Source organism: Lentzea californiensis (assembly GCF_024648825.1).
Lineage (GTDB): Bacteria > Actinomycetota > Actinomycetes > Mycobacteriales > Pseudonocardiaceae > Lentzea > Lentzea californiensis.
Genome location: NZ_JANBBE010000018.1, coordinates 13124 through 30220 on the forward strand (window position 1 = coordinate 13124; position 17097 = coordinate 30220).

Below are 17097 nucleotides of genomic sequence, written 5' to 3' on the forward strand. Positions count from 1 at the left end.
GTCCGCCGACATGAAGGTCAAGGGCGACGACGCCGCCGACGCCAACAACGCCGGGCGCCGCAAGAAAGAACAACGCGGCTGGGTCTGGTACGACGTGGCGAACTCCGTGTTCCCCACGTCCGTGATCACCGTCTTCCTCTCGCTGTACCTCACGAGCATCGCGACCAACGCGGCCAAGGCGGACAACGCGCTCAACGGGGCCAACCCGTGCGCCAACGACAACGCCTTCGACCACTGCGACGTCACGATCCTCGGCCTGCAGTTCCCCTCCGGCTCGCTCTGGGGCTACCTGCTCTCCATCGCCACCGTGGTCCAGGTGCTCGTGCTGCCCGTCATGGGCGCCATCGCCGACCGCACCCAGAACAAGAAGAAGATGCTCGGCTTCTTCGCCTTCACCGGCTCCGCGGCCACCATCGCGCTCGCGACCGTCGAAGGCACCAACTGGAAGCTCGGCGTCCTCCTCTTCATCATCGCGAACATCTGCTACGGCTCCAGCGTCGTCGTCTACTACGCCTTCCTGCCCGAGATCGCGACCCCCGACGAACGCGACGCCGTCTCCAGCCGAGGCTGGGCCTTCGGCTACCTCGGCGGCGGTGTCGCCCTCGCCGTCCAGCTCGGCATCACGCTCTCGGCCGACTCCCTCGGCATCAGCTCGGGCGACGCCGCGCGCATCGCGTTCGTCATCTCCGGCATCTGGTGGGCGGCCTTCACGATCATCCCGCTGCGCGCCCTCACCGAGCACCAGCGCCCGCACGGCGGCGAGCAGGGCGCCTCGGTGATCTCCGGCGGCTTCAAGGAACTCGGCACGACCCTGAGGCAGGCCAAGGCCTTCCCGCTCACCCTCGCGTTCCTCGGCACCTACCTGATCTACACCGACGGCATCGCCACCGTCGCCAACGTCTCCGCCCAGTACGGCAGCATCGAGCTCAAGTTCGACCAGCAGACCCTGATCACGGTGATCCTCATCGTGCAGTTCGTGGCGTTCATCGGCGGCGTGCTGCACGGCTTCATCGCCAAGCGCGTCGGCGCCAAGAAGACCATCCTCGGCTCGCTCGTCGTGTGGATCGTCGTGATCACCGCAGCGTTCTTCGTCGAGGCGGGCGACGAGACGTCGTTCTACCTCGTCGCCGCGGGCATCGGCATCGTGCTCGGCGGCACCAACGCCCTGTCCCGCAGCCTGTTCAGCCAGATGGTCCCGCCCGGCCGCGAAGCCCAGTACTTCTCGCTCTACGAGGTCGGCGAGCGCTCCACCAGCTGGCTCGGCCCACTGGTCTTCGCCGGCGTCGGCCAGGCCACCGGCAGCCTGCGGCCCGCCATCCTCGCCCTGATCATCTTCTTCGTCGCGGGCTTCGTCCTGCTGATCTTCGTGCCCGTCCGCCGCGCCATCAAGGCCGTGGGCAACAAGGAACCCGTACTCGTCTAGGTGACCTGCGGCGCCGCTTTCGAGCGGCGCCGCACCGGCAACACCACCACCAGCACGAGCAGTACGGCCAGCACGGTCCGCGACATCACGGCCTCGTCCCACGCGACAGCCAGCAGCACCAGCGGAACCAGCTGCAGCAACGCGAACAACGACAACGCCCGCCCGAACACCGCGTCACCCCGCACGAACGCGAAGACGCGCGCTCCCACCGTGATCAGGCCGAGCAACAACAACCCGGCCCCGGCCGCAACACCGCCGACCACCCCGAGCACCACCGCTCCCCCACCCCACCACAGCAACCTGCGTGCGGGCAGGACCGGCGCGTCCCGGTGGAAACCCAGGCACAGACACGCGAACGTCACCAACGAAGGCAGCTGGAACACCGTCCACATCAGCGCGGCGGGCCCGGGCTGACCCAGCGCCACCACCGACAACAACGCCGGCGCCCCCGCCGCCACTTTCGCGAGCGTCCGCCGCCCGCTCAGCAACGCCGGAAAAGCCACGAACGGCGCCAGCTCCACCACCCGCCACCAAGCCACCGCATCCAGCCCGCCGAACAGCGTGAAGACCTGCACGACCGCCGCCGTCGCGTAGTACAGCCCCAGCAACAACCCGAGCATCCCCAGCGCCCGCACGACCTCGCCGCGCCACACCACCTTGGCCGGGACACTCGTGAGAGCCGCCCCCGCCGCCAGATGCGTGCGCACCGCGAGCCCGAGCACCGCCCACGTCTCCCCCCACCCAGGCCAGCTGTGCTCCAGGTCGAGGTCGTCCTCCCGCTCGGCCAGGAAGATCCCGACCATCTCCTCCTCGCGGTCCCGCCGGTACCACCGCGGCAACACCTTCAGCAGCGTCCGGTACCGCCGCTCCAAATTCCTCAAGCCCGACCCGCCCACGCCTGGACACCCCTCCCCCGCAGCACCGCGCTGGCAGCCCGCACGTTGGCGCTCAGCCGCGCGACCTCCGCCTGCAACGCCCGCACCCCGGAGTCGGTGAGCTTGTAGTAGCGCCGCAGCCGCCCCTGGCGCACCTCTTCCCGGTCGCGCTCGGCGAGACCGTCCGCCACCAGCCGGTCCAGCACCCCGTACAGCGTGCCGACCCGCAACACCATCCGCCCCTCGGACAGCTGTTCCACCGCTTGCACGATCGCGTAACCGTGCAACGGCTCCTCCGCCAGCACGGTGAGCACTAGGAACGCCTGCTCGGACATGACCCGACCACTCATGTCGCTGAATATATCGCGGCGCGAGCTATATTGGGAAGCGTAACAACCGGATGAGCTTTATTTTAATCAACACTGAAGTTATCGAGTTACTCGAAGGATGGTCTGCCCACAGGGCTGCCGGCCCGGCCGCGCGCGCCGACCGCACGCTTTCCTCTCTGGGACCGGCATCCAGTCAGCACTCTTCTCGGCCGACGCACTGCCCTCGGCGGGGCGTCTTGCGCTACGCGACGCCCCGCCGAGCCACACCGTTTCCCACTTCGCCGTCCACCCCGACTTCCCCACACCGGCGCGACACGACCCCTCCCCGCTCTCCCGCCGATGCGTTCTTGTCCCCCAGCGCCTCTGCGCTACTCCACGACAACTCGATTCTCAGTCAACACTGAAACTATCGAGTGTTCCGAGTCGAAATGAGGTTTGAGGTATCCCCTCAGCGGCTATGTCGTCCCGAAACAGCAGGTCGCACGGAAACGACCGGGGACAGGAGGGAGGCAGACCGTGGGGATTCCTCATGATCGTGATCCAGGCACTAGGGTGACCCGCCGTGGACGCCCTTCCCGATCCGACAGACGCCCTCTCCGCTGTCCCTGTCGCTGGTTCCCGGCGCTCGACGCCGGTGGTCGGGCACCTCAAGTTCTTCTTCGGTCCCATGGACTGCGGCAAGTCGACGCTCGCGCTCCAGATCGACCACAACAACTCGCGCCAGGGTCGGCGCGGGCTGCTGCTGGTGCGGCACGACCGTTCGGGCAAACCGCAGATCTCCAGCCGGATCGGCATCACCCGCGAGGCCGCGGAGATCAGCGACGACGATCTCCGCCAGATGGTGCGGTCGGAGTGGGCCGAGGGCCGGCGAGTGGACTACCTGATCGTCGACGAGGCCCAGTTCCTGTCACCCGAACAGGTGGAGCAGCTGGCGGAGCTCGCGGACGACGTCCAGGTCGACGTGTACTGCTTCGGGCTCGCCACGGACTTCCGCGGCGAGATGTTCCCCGGGTCGCAGCGGTTGTTCGAACTCGCCGACGAGCTGAAGGCGATTCAGGTCGAGGTGCTGTGCTGGTGCGGGGTGCCTGGACGGTTCAACGCGCGGGTGCGGGCCGGACGGGTGATCCGGGCCGGGGACACAGTTCTGGTCGCCGACACGGCATCGGACACGGAACAGCACCGATCGGGTACAGAGAGCGACAATGTAACGGACAACACGGAAACTACTGTCCGCTACCAAGTGCTCTGCAGGCGTCACTTTAGGTTGGGTGACCTGGGCCCTGACGTCGCACAAAGTGGCCAGCTTCGGTTGGCATAGCGACTACCCACAGGGCCCATTGGGCCATTAGAGTGATGCATGAGCGCAGGAGCTTGATAACGCGTCACGATCCTGTGGCGATCGCATCCATTAGTAGGAAGCCTTCGTTGACGAGTGAACGACGTCACTGTGGGCGACCATGAGAGCGAACCGGAAACAAACGGAGCAATCCGGGCGTTGCACACGGTGAGCAAGCAGCCTGGGCCCCGGCCCTGAGCCGAGCGAAAGGACACCGCCATGGCCGACCGCGTTTTGCGTGGAAGCCGGCTCGGAGCAGTCAGCTACGAGACCGACCGCAACCACGATCTCGCTCCGCGCCGGGCAGCGCGGTACGCCTGCCCGAAGGGACACGACTTCGAGGTCCCGTTCTCCGACGACGCCGAGTTGCCGCCGACCTGGGAATGCCGTCTCCACGGCACCGAGTCGAAGATCATCGACGGGGTCGAGCCGGAGATCAAGAAGGTCAAGCCGCCGCGCACGCACTGGGACATGCTCCTGGAGCGCCGGTCGATCCCCGAGCTCGAAGAGCTGCTCGATGAGCGCCTCGAAGAGCTTCGCGGACGCCGTACCCGCACGGCCTGATCCACACCAGACGCAAAAAGCCGCCCCGGTCTCCCGCCGGGGCGGCTTTTTGCGCACGTCGTAAGGGCGTCTAGGAGGCCCGCAGGGCTCCTGTGATCAAGTTCCGGCCCCACCACACGCCCACGGCCGCCAGCACGGCCCAGATCGACAACGCGACGATCGAGCGCGGTGAGCCGAGATCGCTCAGGGCGTCGCCCAGCACCGCGGCGAGGATCGTCGATGGCACCAGCCCGAGCGCCGTGCCGAGCGCGAAGTCCCTGCCTCGCACCGACGTCACTCCCGCGCCGTAGTTCGCCAGGGCGAACGGCAGGATCGGCAACAATCTGATCACGAGCGTCGCCTCGACTCCCCGGCGCTCGAAGACCCGTTCGAGCACGGCCAGCCGTTCCCCGAGCCGGCGTTCGACCGCGTCGCGGCCGAGCCCGCGGGAGACCGTGAACGCGATCATCGCGCCGGCCGTGAACCCCGCGATGGCGAGCGCGCTCCCCCACCCCACGCCGAACAGCAGCCCGGCCGCCGTGGCCAGGACCGGTTTCGGGAAGAACACCGCTGTGCCGAGCGCGCACACCGCCACGAACGCGAACGGTGCCGCGGTGCCGGCACGGCCGACCAGGGCGCGGAGCTCCGCGCCGTCGGGCAGGTCCACGAGCTGGGCCGTGACCGCCAGCGCGACGACGAGCAGCACCAACACCACCAGGCCCGCACGTCGCATCAGACCAACGTACCCGGCAAGCTGGAGCGCATGACCGTGCTGCTCCCCTCCGGCGAGACCGTCCCCGCGCTCGGCATGGGCACCTGGATGATGGCCGAGGACCCCGGCCGGCGCTCCGCTGAGATCGCCGCGCTGCGCACTGGCCTCGACCTCGGCCTGACCTTGATCGACACGGCCGAGATGTACGGCTCCGGCGCGTCCGAGACGCTCGTGGGCGAGGCCGTCGCGGGCCGCCGTGACGAAGTGTTCCTGGTGTCGAAGGTGCTGCCGTCCAACGCGTCCGCCGCCGCGACCGTGCGCGCGTGCGAGGCGTCGCTGCGCCGGCTGGGCACCGACCGGCTCGACCTGTACCTGCTGCACTGGCGTGGCGGCGTGCCGCTCGCCGAGACCCTGGACGGGTTCGCGGCGCTGCAGGCCGCGGGCAAGATCCGGCACTGGGGCGTCAGCAACCTCGATCTGGACGACATGCGCGAGCTCACGGCGCTGCCGGGTCACTGCCAGACCAACCAGATCCTCTACAACCTCACCCGCCGCGGCCCCGAGCACGACCTGCTGCCGTGGCACGCCTCCACCGGCATACCGGTCATGGCCTACTCCCCCGTCGAGCAGGGCAGGCTGCTGAACTCCCCCGCGCTGGCCTCGGTCGCGGCACGGCACGACGCCACCCCCGCCCAGGTCGCGCTCGCCTGGGTGCTGCGGCTGCCGCACGTCAACGCGATCCCCAAGGCGGGCTCGCCGGACCACGTCCGGGAGAACGCTCGGGCGCTGGAACTCCGTCTGTCCCCTGAGGACCTCGCCGACCTCGACAGCGCCTTCCCTGCCCCGGAAGGTCCTTCACCGCTCGCGATGCTGTGAGAGTGGAGAGCAACACGTGGAGGTCGAGGACATCTGGGCTCGATTGGTGGAGCGGCTCGCACGGACGCCCCTGTGCTGCACGCCGCGTTGCTGCCACCGTCCAGCACGCGGGTACCTGGGCTGCCACCGGACCTGGCTGCCTGGTGGCAGGTGTTCGGCGGGGTCGACCGCGCGGCTCTCGGCGACGACAGCCCGCTCCTTCCCCTGTACTGGCATCCGCTGGACGTCGAGACCGCACTGCGCAGCCACGACACGGGAAGGGTTCCGATCGCGGCGGACTGCTACGAAGAGGACGAGCTGCTGTTCGTGGACCTGCACGACGGGCACGTCTTCAGCGACGACGCAGCTGAGTGGCCGAGCGTCACGGCGATGCTCGACCACGTCCTGCGGATCTTCGAGCACGGCAACGATCCCGCGTACCGGCTGCTGCGCTACACCGACGGCCACATCAACTGGGAATGAGACGCGCGTCCCACTCTCACCCCGGGCTCACGGCCCGCTCGGTAGCGTGACTCCCCGGTCTCATCAACCGGACACGAGGAAGCGAGGTGAGCGACACATGCCAGGCGACAGCAGCCCGCGTGGGTCATCTCACCTCGCACGCTCCAGTTCTGGCGTGTGACGCACACCCCTGCTCACAAGGGGAGTCACACGATGCACGTCTTCGACATGACACTGCGCATCGCCGAGAGCATGGGCCTCGGCGCGCTGATCGGTTTCGAGCGGCAGTACCGCTCTCGCATGGCAGGCCTGCGGACCAACGCCCTCGTGGCCGTGGGCGCCGCGCTGTTCGTCCTGCTGTCCGCACAGGGCTTCGACGGCCAGGGCGACCCCACGCGCGTCGCCGCACAGGTGGTGTCCGGCATCGGGTTCCTCGGCGCGGGGGTGATCCTGCGCGACGGGCTGTCGGTGCGCGGCCTGAACACCGCGGCCACGCTGTGGTGCGCGGCCGCGGTGGGCTCACTCGCCGGAGCCGGCCTGCACGTCGTGGCGGCGGCCGGCACGGTGGCGATCATCGCGGTCAACGTCGGCCTGCGGGAACTGGGCCGGGCCGTAGACCGCAAGGACGACGACGTCTAACGCGGCTGGTACGTCAGGCAGTTCGCGTGGTGGTCGCCTTCGCCCTGGCCGACTCGCACGCTCTGCGCCGTGCATTCCAGCGAGGCGTTGTGCACGCAGTCGGCGCGGGAACAGGCGCCTACCTGCGCGACGACCTTGTCCAGGCCGCCCTTCGTGCCCAACGGGATGAAGGTGCCGCAGTCGGCAGCCCCGTTGTCACCGCGCACGGTGATCGCGAACGCGTGGCATCCGTCGTGGTTGTAAGAGCAGTCGTGCACGGTGCAATCGTGGACTGCGGGCATCGCCGGGTTCTCGAGGGTGGTCATGTCCGCTCCTGCCGTGGTGGGAAAGGTTCGGTAATCGCGACGATGCCACCACCGCAGGAGCCCCGCAATTCGAGAGGAATTAGGCGAGCCTATCCTCAAGAATCATTTCAGCCGTGGTCGAGAACGCGCCGCAGGAACCGCCGGGTGCGTTCTTCCCGCGGGTCGGCGATGACCTGACCAGGCGGTCCGTGCTCGACGATCACCCCGCCGTCCAGGAACAGCACCTGGTCGGCGACCCGCTCGGCGAACCGGATCTCATGCGTGACGATGACCGTGGTCCACCCTTCCGTGGCGAGATCTTTGATCACCGCGAGCACCTCGCCCACCAGTTCCGGATCGAGTGCCGAAGTGGGTTCGTCGAACAGCACGACACGAGGTTTCAAAGCCAGCGCACGGGCAATGCCCACACGTTGTTGCTGGCCGCCGGAAAGCTGGTACGGGTACGAATCAGCTTTGTCCGCGAGGCCCACCTGGTCCAGCAACCCCCGAGCCTCCCCCACCACCTCCTCCAGCGGCCGCTTCTGGGCGACGACCGGCCCCTCGGTCAGGTTCTGCAGGACCGTGCGGTGCGGGAAGAGGTTGTGCGACTGGAAGACCATGCCGCTGCGCGACCGCAGGCGTGCGGCCGCCGCCCGGCCCGCCTTGCCCGGTGGCAGGGCGGAGAAGTCGACCGACACGTCGTCGATGCGGACCACACCGCGATCGGGCGTGTCCAGGGCGTTGAGCGAGCGCAGCAGGGTGGTCTTGCCGGAGCCGGACGGGCCCAGCAGGACGGTCGAGGTGCCGCGCGAAGTGGTGAAGCCGATGCCGCGCAGGACGTCCAGGTCGCCGAAGGACTTGTGCAGCCCGGAGACCTCGATGCGGATGTCGTTCATGCGATCACGTACCTGTTCAGCCTGGTCTCCAGTCGTTTCTGCGCGGCGGACAAGGCCACGCAGATCACCCAGTAGTAGAGCCCCGCGAACGAGTACAGGGCGAGGAACTCGTTGCTCTCGGCCGCGGCCAGCTGCGACTCGCGGAAGAGTTCGGTCAGCAGCACGACCGAGCCCAGTGACGTGTCCTTCAGCAGCGACAGCAGCGTGTTGGACAGCGGCGGCACGGCGGTGCGGGCGGCCTGGGGCAGCACGATGCGGCGCAACGTCTGGGCGTAGCCGAAGCCGATGGTGGACGCCGCCTCGAACTGGCCGCGCGGCACGGACAGGATCGCCGAGCGGATCACCTCGGCCGCGTAACCGGCGACGTTCAGCGAGAACGCGATGACGGCGGCGGTGAAGGGCGGGAACTTCAGGCCTATCTGCGGAAGGCCGTAGAAGACGATGAACAGCTGCAGCAGCAGCGGGGTGCCGCGGATGACCGAGATGAACGCCCGTGCGAGGCCCGACAGCACCCGGTACGGCGAGATCCGGGCCAGCGCCACCAGCAACGCGAGCGCGAGTCCGATGGCGAACGACAGCGCGGTGAGCGGGACGGTGACCTTGACCAGGCCCACGAACATGGGCCACGCCGTCGAGCGCAGGACGTCCCACGTGCTGCGCGGGCCACGTCCCTCGGACAGGTCCGCCGAGCCGCCGTCCTGCACGGACACGTCGGCCTTGAAGTACTTCTGGGAGATGCCGCGCAACGTGCCGTCTGCCTTCAGCGCGTCGATCGCCTGGTTCGCCTGCGACAGCAACGCGGCGTCGGCCTGGCGCAGCGCCAGCACCTGTTCGCTGCCCGCCTGGCCGGCGTCACCCGCGATCTCGACGTCCTTCGAGCCGGTGGTGGCGAGGTAGTCCAGGACGGCGATGTTGTCGTTGACGATGGCGTCGACACGGCCCTGCTGCAGCAGGGCGGCGGCCTGGGCGAACCCTTCGACGGCCTCGACCTTCGCGCCGGCCTCACGGGCGACCTTCGCCCAGTTGCTGGTGCTGGACTGGGCGGTGGTCTTGCCGCTGAGGTCCGCGACGGACTTGATCCGGTCGTCGCCGGTGCGCCGGACGATCACGCCGCGCGAGTAGGTGTAGGTGCTCGACAGGCCGTACTTCGCGGCGCGTTCGGGGTTGCGCGACACCTGGTTCGCGACGAGGTCGACCCGCTGGGCGTCGAGGGCGGGGAAGATCGCGTCCCACTGCGTCTCGACGAACTCCAGCCGCCAGCCCGCTTTCGCGCCGATCGCCTTGACGACCTCGATGTCGTAGCCGGTGAGTTCCTGGGTCCGGGGGTCGTGGAACGAGAACGGCGGGTAGGTGCCCTCCGTGCCGACGCGGACCAGCGGTGGCTGCTCTTGTTGCGCGTACGCCGGTGCGGGGACGACGATCACCAGCAGCAGGAGCAGCACCGCGCTCCTGAACACTTGTCGCATCCGGGCAGGGTAGAGCGAACCGGGCGGGCGATGCTGAAGATCCACTATGCGGGACGGGGTGTGCGGCATGACCACGGTGATCACTGCGGACGGGCAGCCGGTGTCCTACGTGGACCACGGCGGCCACGGCCCGGTGGTCGTGCTGCTGCACAGCTTCCTGATGGACGCGTCGATGTGGGCGCCGCAGGTCGAGGAGCTCGGTGACCGGTACCGGCTGGTCGCGATCGACGAGCGCGGCCACGGCGCCACGCCCGCGACCGCGCCGTTCGACCACTGGGACGTCGCCCGCGACGCGCTCGCCGTGCTCGACTCGCTGGAGATCGGCGGTGCTGCTGTCGCCGGCACCAGCCAGGGCGGGTTCGTGGCGTTGCGGATGGCGTTGCTGGCACCGGAACGGGTGACGGCGCTCGTGCTGCTCGGCACGTCCGGCGAGACCGAGGACCAGCAGATCTCCGACGCCTACCAGCAGCTCGCCGAGGTCTGGATCGCGCAGGGCCCGGAGACGGTGACCGAGGCCGTCGCGAAGATCTGCCTGGGCGACTTCGACCCGTCCGAGTGGACGCCGAAGTGGAGCGAGGTCGAGCCCGGGCGGCTGCGGCTGATCATGAACGCCCTGGTCGGCCGCGAAGGCGTGCTGGACCGGATCACCGAGGTCGACGTGCCCGCGCTGGTGCTGCACGGCACCGCCGACCTCGCCTACCCCGTGGCGAAGGCCGAGGCGCTCGTCGCGGCGCTGCCCAAGGCCGAGCCGCTCGTGCTCGTCGAAGGTGGCGCGCACTTCCTGAGCCTCACGCACGCCGCGGACGTCAACCCGCACGTGGAACGGTTCCTCAGCGCGAACCTCTGACGGCCCAGACCTTCGCGGTCAGCTCGATCGGACCCTGCGCCGGTAGGCGGGAGCGGAGCAGTTCGCGGATGGCGTCGCGCTGCTCCGGTCGCAGCTTCGCGAGGTAGGCGGGCGCGGCGCCCGTGCCACCCAGGAACGGTTCCCAGAAGTCGGCGAAGTCGCGGAAGACCGTGGGCACGACGATGCCCGTCACCTCGACGTCGCGCAGGCCGGCGCCGGTCCACAAGTCGCGCAAGGGCTCGGCGCCGCTCACGTCGCTCGAGCGCAGTCCCTCGTCGAGCGCGGCCGCGGCGGGGTCGACGTCCATCGCGGCGTCCCAGAACAGCCGCATCATCTGCATGCCGCTCGCGTAGTCCCACAGGTACGAACCGACGCACGGGGCCACACGGGCGAACTCTCCCACCGCCTGGGCGGCGTCGGGCACGAACGTGAGCACGAGCCCGCTGACCACGACGTCGGCGGTGCGTTCGCCCAGATCACTGGCATCGCCGACGGCGAACCCGGCATCGGGGACGCGGTCCCGGGCGCGTTCCAGAAAGCCCTCCGACGGGTCGACGCCGGTGACCGCGGCCGGACGGGCGTGCGCCAGCACGGCCTCGGTCAGCACGCCCGTGCCGCAGCCGACGTCGAGCCACGTCCGGCCGGGTGGCACGTCCAGCCAGCGCAGGAACTCCACCGCGACCAACTGGCTCCACCGGCCGATGTACCGCTCGTACGCGTCACCCAGATCCCACACGCGTCGAACGTAGCCCAGCCGGAAGCCCCGCGGAATAAACGGGGGCTGGTCCGGTTAAGCTAGGTGATACATCAACTAGCGAGGTCGGGTGTGCTGTGAAGATCGCTGTTCTCGGTGCGGGCCACGTCGGTCCCGTCCTCGCGCGGCTGGCCCTGGCGGCGGGCTACGAGGTGGGCATCGCGGGGTCGGGTGACCCGGCGCGAATCGAGATGATCACCGAGTTCCTCGCCCCCGGCGCCGTCGCGCTGCCGGCCGCCGACGCGGTCGCGAACGCGGACCTCGTCGTGCTGGCCATCCCGTGGCACCGGTTTCCCGCGCTCGAACCGGGGATGTTCGCGGGCAAGGTCGTCGTCGACTCGATGAACCACTGGCCGCCCGCCGAGGCTCCCCTGGGCACGAGCGAGGAGGTCGCGCGCCGGCTGGCGGGCGCCGACGTCGTGAAAACCCTCAACCACGTCGCCTACCAGGACATGGAACCCGCCGGTGGCCGTGCCGTCGGCGTCGCCGGTGACTCGCCGGACGCCGTGCGAGCCGTCGCGGAGTTCTTGGAGCGCATCGGGTTCGACCCGGTGCCGGTGGGGTCCCTGGCCGCGGGACGGCTGCTGGAGCCCGGCAGCCCGCTGTTCGGCGTCGCGGCCCGCAGGCAGGAATTCGAGAACCTCGTCAAGGAGCAGTCATGACCACCACGTTCGGACTCGACACGTTCGGCGACGTCACCCAGGACGCCTCCGGCACCCCGCTCACGCACGCCCAGACCATCCGCAACGTGGTCGAGCAGGGCGTGCTCGCCGACCAGGTCGGCCTCGGCTTCTTCGGCATCGGCGAGCACCACACCCCGGACATGCCGCTGTCGGCGGCCGACGTGGTGCTGGCCGCGATCGCCGCCCGCACGTCGTCGATCCACCTCGGTTCGGCGGTGACGGTGCTCAGCTCGGACGACCCGGTGCGCGTGTACCAGCGCTTCTCGACGCTGAACGCCGTGTCCGGCGGCCGCGCGGAGGTCATCCTGGGCCGCGGGTCCAGTGTGGACTCGTTCCCGTTGTTCGGGTACGACCTCGCCGACTACGAGGACCTGTTCGAGGAGAAGACGCACCTGTTCGCGGAGCTGCTCAAGGGCGGCCCGATCACCTGGCAGGGCAAGACCCGCGCGGCGCTGCACGAACAGGACGTCGTGCCGTACACCGAGCCGTTCCCGACGTGGATCGGTGTGGGCGGCAGCCCGCAGTCCGTGGTGCGCGCGGCCTCGTACGGCTTCTCGCTGATGCTCGCGATCATCGGCGGCCACCCAGGCCGCTTCGCCCCGTTCTCGGAGCTCTACCAGCACGCGCTGGAGAAGTTCGGCCGCGACCCGCTGCCGATCGGCATCCACTCCCCCGGTCACGTGGCGCCGACCGACGAGGAGGCGCGGGAGGAGTTCTGGCCGCACTACCTCGACATGATCGGCCGGCTCGGCAAGACCCGCGGGTTCGCCACCCCGACGCCGGAGTCGTACGCGCACGAGGTGGGGCCGCACGGCGCGCTGTTCGTCGGGTCGCCGGAGACGGTCGCGGAGAAGATGGCGCGCACCATGAAGAAGCTCGACGCGAGCCGGTTCGACCTGAAGTACGGGATCGGCGGGCTGTCGCACGAGTCGCTGATGCGGACGATCGAGCTGTACGGGACGAAGGTCGTGCCTTTGGTGCAGGACATGCTGGCCTGAGGTGAGCGGGGGCCGTCGCGGCCCCCGCTCCACGCGTCACTCCGCCGAGCGCGGAACGGTCGATGTGACCAGCGCGACAGGCACCGGAACCACGTTCCGCGTCCGATTGCCGGAACTCAGCTGATACACCCAGCGTTAGCTCGCTGGAGAGGAAACCGGTGATTGTTCCCATGCCCACGAGCGCGCCCCGTCGCACGGGCTCGTTCGTACTGACCGAAGACGTGACCGTCCGGGTGACCGGGCAGGCGCGCACCGCGGCGGCGATGCTGCGCGAGCACGTCTTCCGGGAGACCGGCTACCTGCTCGCGGAGTCACCCGACGGCATGCTGATGGTGTCGCACGACCCGGCCATGCGCGGGCTCGGCCCCGAGGGGTACGCGCTGCTGGTCAGCAACGACGCCATCATGCTGCGCGCGGGCACCCAGGCCGGGCTGCGGCACGGCGTGCAGACGTTCCGGCAGCTGATGACCCGCGACGCCACGGTCCGCGCGGCCGACGTGCGCGACTCCCCCGCGTTCGCGTGGCGAGGGGTGTCGAGCGCGCTGCTCCCGCCCGCCGAGATGCGCAGGGCGATCGACCGGATGGCCGCCTACAAGCTCAACGTGCTGCACGTCTTCCCGGACGGTGATCCCGACGCGCTGCGCGACCTCGTCGAGTACGGCCGCGACCACGGCATCACCGTGGTGCCCGAGCTCGGTCCGGCGACGGTGGAACTGCTGGAGCTGTTCCCGAGCCGCTGGGTGCACATCGGCACCGCCAAGCTGACGACGAAGTTCGCCGGTCTGCTCGAACGCCACGGCAAGCTGCCGGTGCGCTGGCACGACGGGGACGCGGCCGTTCTGGGCCCGCACGGCAAGCTCGCGGAGGGCGACGACGTCCTGCGCGCCATCGCGACCGCGGGCTGGGTGGGCGAACTGCGCACCGCCTCGGCCGTGGCACCCGCCTGGTAGGTCGTTCACAGTCGTCGCGTGATCGCAGGTCACGCGACGACCGCGGTTCACATGTTTATCTTTGACCGGCGGGCGTCCAGGAGCCGCCGAAGCCGTCCGACCGGGGAAGTTGCGTCACACCAAGCCTTCCCGGCGCGTTCGCGAACCTGTCCGTTGCCTGTTGGCTCCTGAATCGAAGCTGATCACGTGCGATCGTGGCTTTCGTGCGGGCCTCAACGAAGTCGCGGGCAGTCCACCGGTTCCGGCTGTTGCTCGTGGACGACGACCGGGAGCTGGTGGAGTTGCTCGCCGCGGTGCTGCGCGGTGAGGGGTACGACGTCGACATCGCCTTCGACGGGCAACGCGGACTGCACCTCGCGCTCACCCGGCCGTACGACGTGGTGGTGATCGACCGCGTCCTGCCGGTCGTCGACGGGCTGGACCTGTTGTCCCGGTTGCGTTCCCGGTCCGTGCGGACGCAGGCGCTGATGCTCACCGCGATGGGGTCGGTGCACGACCGGATCGACGGCCTCGACGCCGGCGCCGACGACTACCTCGCCAAGCCGTTCGACCTGGGCGAGCTGACCGCGCGGCTGCGGGCGCTGTGCCGCCGGGCGGCGGAGCTGGCCGCGGTGCTGCGCATCGGCGCCGGCCGCCTGGAGCTCGAACAACACCAGGTCGTGCTGCCCGACGGCGAGAAGGTGCCGCTCACCACCAGGGAGTTCGCACTGCTGCGGGTGCTCGCCACACATCCCGAGACGGTGCACACGCGGGCGGCGTTGCGGCGCACGGTGTTCTGCGACGCGCCGTCCCAGTCCATTGTGGACACGTACGTGCACTACCTGCGTTCGAAGGTGGGACGTTCGGTCGTGCAGACGGTTCAGGGCATCGGCTACCGGTTGGGGGCGCTGTGAGGTCGTGGGCCGAGGCGGAGCGGGCGGAGGTCAGCCGGGCGCGGCTGCGGGTCAGCGTGCTGGTGGGCCTGGCGATCACGCTGATGATCGCGTTCGTCGGCGCGATCGCGTACGTCGTCATCGCGCACGCGCAGGAAACCCAGGTGTCGCGCGAACTCCGCTACAACGCCCTGTACGGGGTGCCGGGCATCGCGCCCCGGTGCGCGTGGGTGTTCGTGCTGGAGGACGGCGTCCTGCACGAGGGTGATCTGCAGGTGCCCGGCGGGTTCCCCCTGCGTGACGACATCGACGCGGTGCACAGGTCGGGCGCCGCCCTGCCCCGTGACGTCACCGCGAACGGCACGGAGTACCGGGTGCTCACGGCACCGGGCGCGGACGGCACGACGGTGCAGGCGGTGTTCGACATGCGCTACCAGCTCGCCGACCGCGCGCACCTGCTGCAAGCTCTGATGATCGCGCTGGTCTGCGGCCTGCTCGTGGCGGCGCTGATCGGCCTGGGCATCAGCCGCCGCACGGTGGGCCCCTTGGCGGAGGCGCTGGCGAGACAACGCCGGTTCGTCACCGACGCCAGCCACGAACTGCGCACCCCGATCGCCCGCGCCTACCTGCGCGCCCAGCTGCTCGCCTCCCACCTGCCCGCCGACCAGCGCACCGACCTCGACGCGCTGGCCAGGTCGATCCGCGGCCTCGCCGACGTGGTGGACGACCTGCTGGCGTCCGCGCAGCTCCCACAGCGCCTCGACGGTCACCCCGTGGACCTGGCCGACGTGGCCGAGGCCGCGGTGGTGGGCGAGACCGAACGCGCCGCCGAGCGGCGGATCACCTTGGCCCTGGACCACCCCGGACACCCGGTGGTGGTCCACGGGATCGAGACCGGGCTGCGGCGGGCCGTCGACGAGCTGCTGGCCAACGCCGTCCGGCACACCCCGGAAGGTGGGCGGATCTCGGTGGCCGTGCGCGTCGGCGGTGGGATGGCCGAGCTCGTGGTGGCCGACGACGGCGAGGGGTTCGAGGCCGGGGAGGCGGAGCGGTTGTTCGACCGGTTCCACCGGGGTGCCGGCGAGGGGCGGTTCGGACTGGGGCTCGCACTGGTGCGGGAGATCGTGACCGGGCACGGCGGGACGGTCGAGGCCGTGGGGCGGCCTGGGCTGGGGGCTCGGTTCACGCTGCGGATTCCGGTGGCCGGGGAGGGGGCGTTGGTGGCGCGGGAGGAGATCGCCAGCGCCTGTCCGTGAGGCAGGTGGCGCGGTGCGGCGGGTGGCGGTGGCCGGGTGGGTGCCTGGCGGCGCGGTGGCGGCCGGCCGGGTAGCGCGGCCGTGGCGCAGCGGGCGATGCGGTGAGTTGGCGTGGTTCGTGCGTGCAGTGGCGGGTGATGGAGGGTGGCATCAGGCGTCGGTGCGGTGAGACGTGACGCTGAGCGAGGTGGCACGGCAGGGCGGGCACAGCTGCGGTGCGGCGGAGCGGCGGCGCTAGGTCCTGCCCTCAAAGCCAGAGGGTGAGGGTGACCAAGTCGATCATGCTGCGTCAGACCAACCAGCTTTGAGGACAGGCCCCAGGCCGGTGGTCACGGACGTTCACCCTGGCCCTCGAGGACGCGTCGCCCAGGCCGAGCGGCGGTCCTCGTCACCACCGCCCGACTGAGCTCAGCCCTACCAGAGGGTGGCCGGCCCCGCGACGACCCAGCCGACGTCGGTGGGTTTGACCCAGAAGCTCAACGCCACCTCGATCACCTCCGCGCGGTACGTGATCTCGACGTGGACCCGGTCGCCTCCGTGGTCCCCGGTGAAGTCTCCGAGATCGAGTTCGCGGAGCCAGGACAGGTCCTGCTCGTCCTCGGCGGCAAAGCTGGGAGGCGTGTCGTCCGCACCGGCGTTCCGTCCGACCGAGCCCTTCCACAGCGCCTTGAGCACGTGCCGACTCGACGAGCCGACGACGAGCTGTTCGGCCTCGGCCACCTCCCCGGCCTGGAGCAGGTCGAAGTAACGGCGGACGACCGCATCGACGTCGGTCTTGGCGGGGTGCTCCGTCCAGATCTGCACCGCGAGACGCTACAACACCGAGGGTGGCCGCTCGTGAAGTCGGCTCACACCCGGAGCAGGGTGTGCAACTCGCCGAGCGGGTCGGTGGCGACGAGCACGCGGGCGCCATCGGG

20 protein-coding genes are annotated in these 17097 nt (G+C 69.9%); 12 read left to right on the forward strand and 8 right to left on the reverse strand.

All coding sequences use genetic code 11. The features are described from left to right. The first annotated feature begins 10 nt into the window (after positions 1-10). On the forward strand, positions 11-1423 hold the full coding sequence (locus LX88_RS39810) for an MFS transporter (protein WP_258952925.1): 1413 nt from the start codon (positions 11-13) through the stop codon (positions 1421-1423). Here the strand turns inward: LX88_RS39810 and LX88_RS39815 are convergent. Together LX88_RS39815 and LX88_RS39820 are read right to left on the reverse strand one after the other, a co-directional pair. Next, positions 1420-2265, reverse strand: coding sequence for a hypothetical protein (locus LX88_RS39815; RefSeq protein WP_258952926.1), 846 nt, complete (start codon positions 2263-2265; stop codon positions 1420-1422). The two genes, LX88_RS39810 and LX88_RS39815, sit on opposite strands and share 4 nt — an antisense overlap. A gap of 35 nt (positions 2266-2300) precedes the next feature. Then, complete coding sequence (locus LX88_RS39820; RefSeq protein ID WP_258952927.1) at positions 2301-2648, reverse strand: PadR family transcriptional regulator; 348 nt, start codon at positions 2646-2648, stop codon at positions 2301-2303. Between the two features lie 541 nt (positions 2649-3189). Between LX88_RS39820 and LX88_RS39825 the strand changes: the two genes are divergently transcribed. Then, positions 3190-3945 carry a thymidine kinase gene (locus LX88_RS39825; protein WP_090062426.1) on the forward strand — a complete coding sequence of 252 codons (756 nt, stop codon included), beginning with the start codon at positions 3190-3192 and terminating at the stop codon, positions 3943-3945. Between the two features lie 237 nt (positions 3946-4182). After that, positions 4183-4527 carry an RNA polymerase-binding protein RbpA gene (locus tag LX88_RS39830; protein WP_030475310.1) on the forward strand — a complete coding sequence of 115 codons (345 nt, stop codon included), beginning with the start codon at positions 4183-4185 and terminating at the stop codon, positions 4525-4527. 70 nt (positions 4528-4597) lie between these two features. On the opposite strand, the gene LX88_RS39835 is transcribed toward LX88_RS39830, so the two are convergent. Then, positions 4598-5239, reverse strand: a complete 642-nt coding sequence (locus tag LX88_RS39835; protein WP_258952928.1) for a TVP38/TMEM64 family protein — start codon at positions 5237-5239, stop codon at positions 4598-4600. Between the two features lie 30 nt (positions 5240-5269). Here LX88_RS39835 and LX88_RS39840 point away from each other — a divergent pair, with 30 nt between their 5' ends. The 3 genes from LX88_RS39840 to LX88_RS39850 all read left to right on the forward strand — a co-directional run bounded on the left by LX88_RS39840 (position 5270) and on the right by LX88_RS39850 (position 7174). After that, positions 5270-6094: an aldo/keto reductase gene (locus tag LX88_RS39840; RefSeq protein WP_258952929.1), complete on the forward strand. Its 825-nt coding sequence runs from the start codon at positions 5270-5272 to the stop codon at positions 6092-6094. A 72-nt stretch (positions 6095-6166) separates the two neighbouring features. After that, the gene (locus tag LX88_RS39845; protein ID WP_258952930.1) at positions 6167-6556 is read left to right on the forward strand and encodes a hypothetical protein; all 390 of its coding nucleotides are present in this window, start codon (positions 6167-6169) and stop codon (positions 6554-6556) included. Between the two features lie 192 nt (positions 6557-6748). Next, the gene (locus tag LX88_RS39850) at positions 6749-7174 is read left to right on the forward strand and encodes an MgtC/SapB family protein (protein WP_258952931.1); all 426 of its coding nucleotides are present in this window, start codon (positions 6749-6751) and stop codon (positions 7172-7174) included. On the opposite strand, the gene LX88_RS39855 is transcribed toward LX88_RS39850, so the two are convergent. The 3 genes from LX88_RS39855 to LX88_RS39865 form a co-directional block, all read right to left on the reverse strand. Then, positions 7171-7479 carry a DUF1540 domain-containing protein gene (locus LX88_RS39855; RefSeq protein ID WP_258952932.1) on the reverse strand — a complete coding sequence of 103 codons (309 nt, stop codon included), beginning with the start codon at positions 7477-7479 and terminating at the stop codon, positions 7171-7173. The two genes, LX88_RS39850 and LX88_RS39855, sit on opposite strands and share 4 nt — an antisense overlap. A 107-nt stretch (positions 7480-7586) precedes the next feature. Then, a complete protein-coding gene (locus LX88_RS39860; protein WP_258952933.1) occupies positions 7587-8354 on the reverse strand; it encodes an amino acid ABC transporter ATP-binding protein in 768 nt (255 codons plus the stop codon). Further along, entirely contained in the window at positions 8351-9820 is a 1470-nt protein-coding gene (locus LX88_RS39865) for an ABC transporter substrate-binding protein/permease (RefSeq protein WP_258952934.1), read from the reverse strand. The genes LX88_RS39860 and LX88_RS39865 overlap by 4 nt, the downstream gene beginning before the upstream one ends. A gap of 67 nt (positions 9821-9887) precedes the next feature. Here LX88_RS39865 and LX88_RS39870 point away from each other — a divergent pair, with 67 nt between their 5' ends. Next, positions 9888-10667, forward strand: a complete 780-nt coding sequence (locus LX88_RS39870; protein WP_258952935.1) for an alpha/beta fold hydrolase — start codon at positions 9888-9890, stop codon at positions 10665-10667. Here LX88_RS39870 and LX88_RS39875 read toward each other — a convergent pair. Further along, complete coding sequence (locus LX88_RS39875) at positions 10651-11403, reverse strand: class I SAM-dependent methyltransferase (protein WP_258952936.1); 753 nt, start codon at positions 11401-11403, stop codon at positions 10651-10653. The two genes, LX88_RS39870 and LX88_RS39875, sit on opposite strands and share 17 nt — an antisense overlap. Before the next feature lie 95 nt (positions 11404-11498). Here LX88_RS39875 and LX88_RS39880 point away from each other — a divergent pair, with 95 nt between their 5' ends. The 5 genes from LX88_RS39880 to LX88_RS39900 all read left to right on the forward strand — a co-directional run bounded on the left by LX88_RS39880 (position 11499) and on the right by LX88_RS39900 (position 16180). Next, positions 11499-12083 carry an NADPH-dependent F420 reductase gene (locus tag LX88_RS39880; RefSeq protein WP_258952937.1) on the forward strand — a complete coding sequence of 195 codons (585 nt, stop codon included), beginning with the start codon at positions 11499-11501 and terminating at the stop codon, positions 12081-12083. Beyond that, on the forward strand, positions 12080-13102 hold the full coding sequence (locus LX88_RS39885; protein ID WP_258952938.1) for an LLM class flavin-dependent oxidoreductase: 1023 nt from the start codon (positions 12080-12082) through the stop codon (positions 13100-13102). Before LX88_RS39880 ends, LX88_RS39885 begins: the two co-directional genes overlap by 4 nt. Positions 13103-13260: 158 nt before the next feature. After that, a complete protein-coding gene (locus tag LX88_RS39890; protein ID WP_258952939.1) occupies positions 13261-14052 on the forward strand; it encodes a glycoside hydrolase family 20 zincin-like fold domain-containing protein in 792 nt (263 codons plus the stop codon). A 203-nt stretch (positions 14053-14255) separates the two neighbouring features. Beyond that, on the forward strand, positions 14256-14945 hold the full coding sequence (locus LX88_RS39895) for a response regulator transcription factor (protein WP_258952940.1): 690 nt from the start codon (positions 14256-14258) through the stop codon (positions 14943-14945). Continuing rightward, positions 14942-16180 (forward strand): sensor histidine kinase, encoded by a 1239-nt coding sequence (locus LX88_RS39900; RefSeq protein ID WP_258952941.1) that lies wholly within the window; start codon positions 14942-14944, stop codon positions 16178-16180. The genes LX88_RS39895 and LX88_RS39900 overlap by 4 nt, the downstream gene beginning before the upstream one ends. Before the next feature lie 414 nt (positions 16181-16594). Here LX88_RS39900 and LX88_RS39905 read toward each other — a convergent pair whose 3' ends face one another. After that, on the reverse strand, positions 16595-16984 hold the full coding sequence (locus LX88_RS39905; protein WP_258952942.1) for a hypothetical protein: 390 nt from the start codon (positions 16982-16984) through the stop codon (positions 16595-16597). Between the last annotated feature and the right edge of the window lie 113 nt (positions 16985-17097).

Bases quoted from the DNA above. Each gene is read 5' to 3' on its own strand.
- LX88_RS39840 (WP_258952929.1), top strand. From the start codon at position 5,270: ATGACCGTGCTGCTCCCCTCCGGCGAGACCGTCCCCGCGCTCGGCATG.
- LX88_RS39830 (WP_030475310.1), top strand. From the start codon at position 4,183: ATGGCCGACCGCGTTTTGCGTGGAAGCCGGCTCGGAGCAGTCAGCTAC.
- LX88_RS39865 (WP_258952934.1), bottom strand. From the start codon at position 9,820: ATGCGACAAGTGTTCAGGAGCGCGGTGCTGCTCCTGCTGCTGGTGATC.
- LX88_RS39810 (WP_258952925.1), top strand. From the start codon at position 11: ATGAAGGTCAAGGGCGACGACGCCGCCGACGCCAACAACGCCGGGCGC.
- LX88_RS39850 (WP_258952931.1), top strand. From the start codon at position 6,749: ATGCACGTCTTCGACATGACACTGCGCATCGCCGAGAGCATGGGCCTC.
- LX88_RS39855 (WP_258952932.1), bottom strand. From the start codon at position 7,479: ATGACCACCCTCGAGAACCCGGCGATGCCCGCAGTCCACGATTGCACC.
- LX88_RS39870 (WP_258952935.1), top strand. From the start codon at position 9,888: ATGACCACGGTGATCACTGCGGACGGGCAGCCGGTGTCCTACGTGGAC.
- LX88_RS39860 (WP_258952933.1), bottom strand. From the start codon at position 8,354: ATGAACGACATCCGCATCGAGGTCTCCGGGCTGCACAAGTCCTTCGGC.
- LX88_RS39835 (WP_258952928.1), bottom strand. From the start codon at position 5,239: ATGCGACGTGCGGGCCTGGTGGTGTTGGTGCTGCTCGTCGTCGCGCTG.
- LX88_RS39885 (WP_258952938.1), top strand. From the start codon at position 12,080: ATGACCACCACGTTCGGACTCGACACGTTCGGCGACGTCACCCAGGAC.
- LX88_RS39820 (WP_258952927.1), bottom strand. From the start codon at position 2,648: ATGAGTGGTCGGGTCATGTCCGAGCAGGCGTTCCTAGTGCTCACCGTG.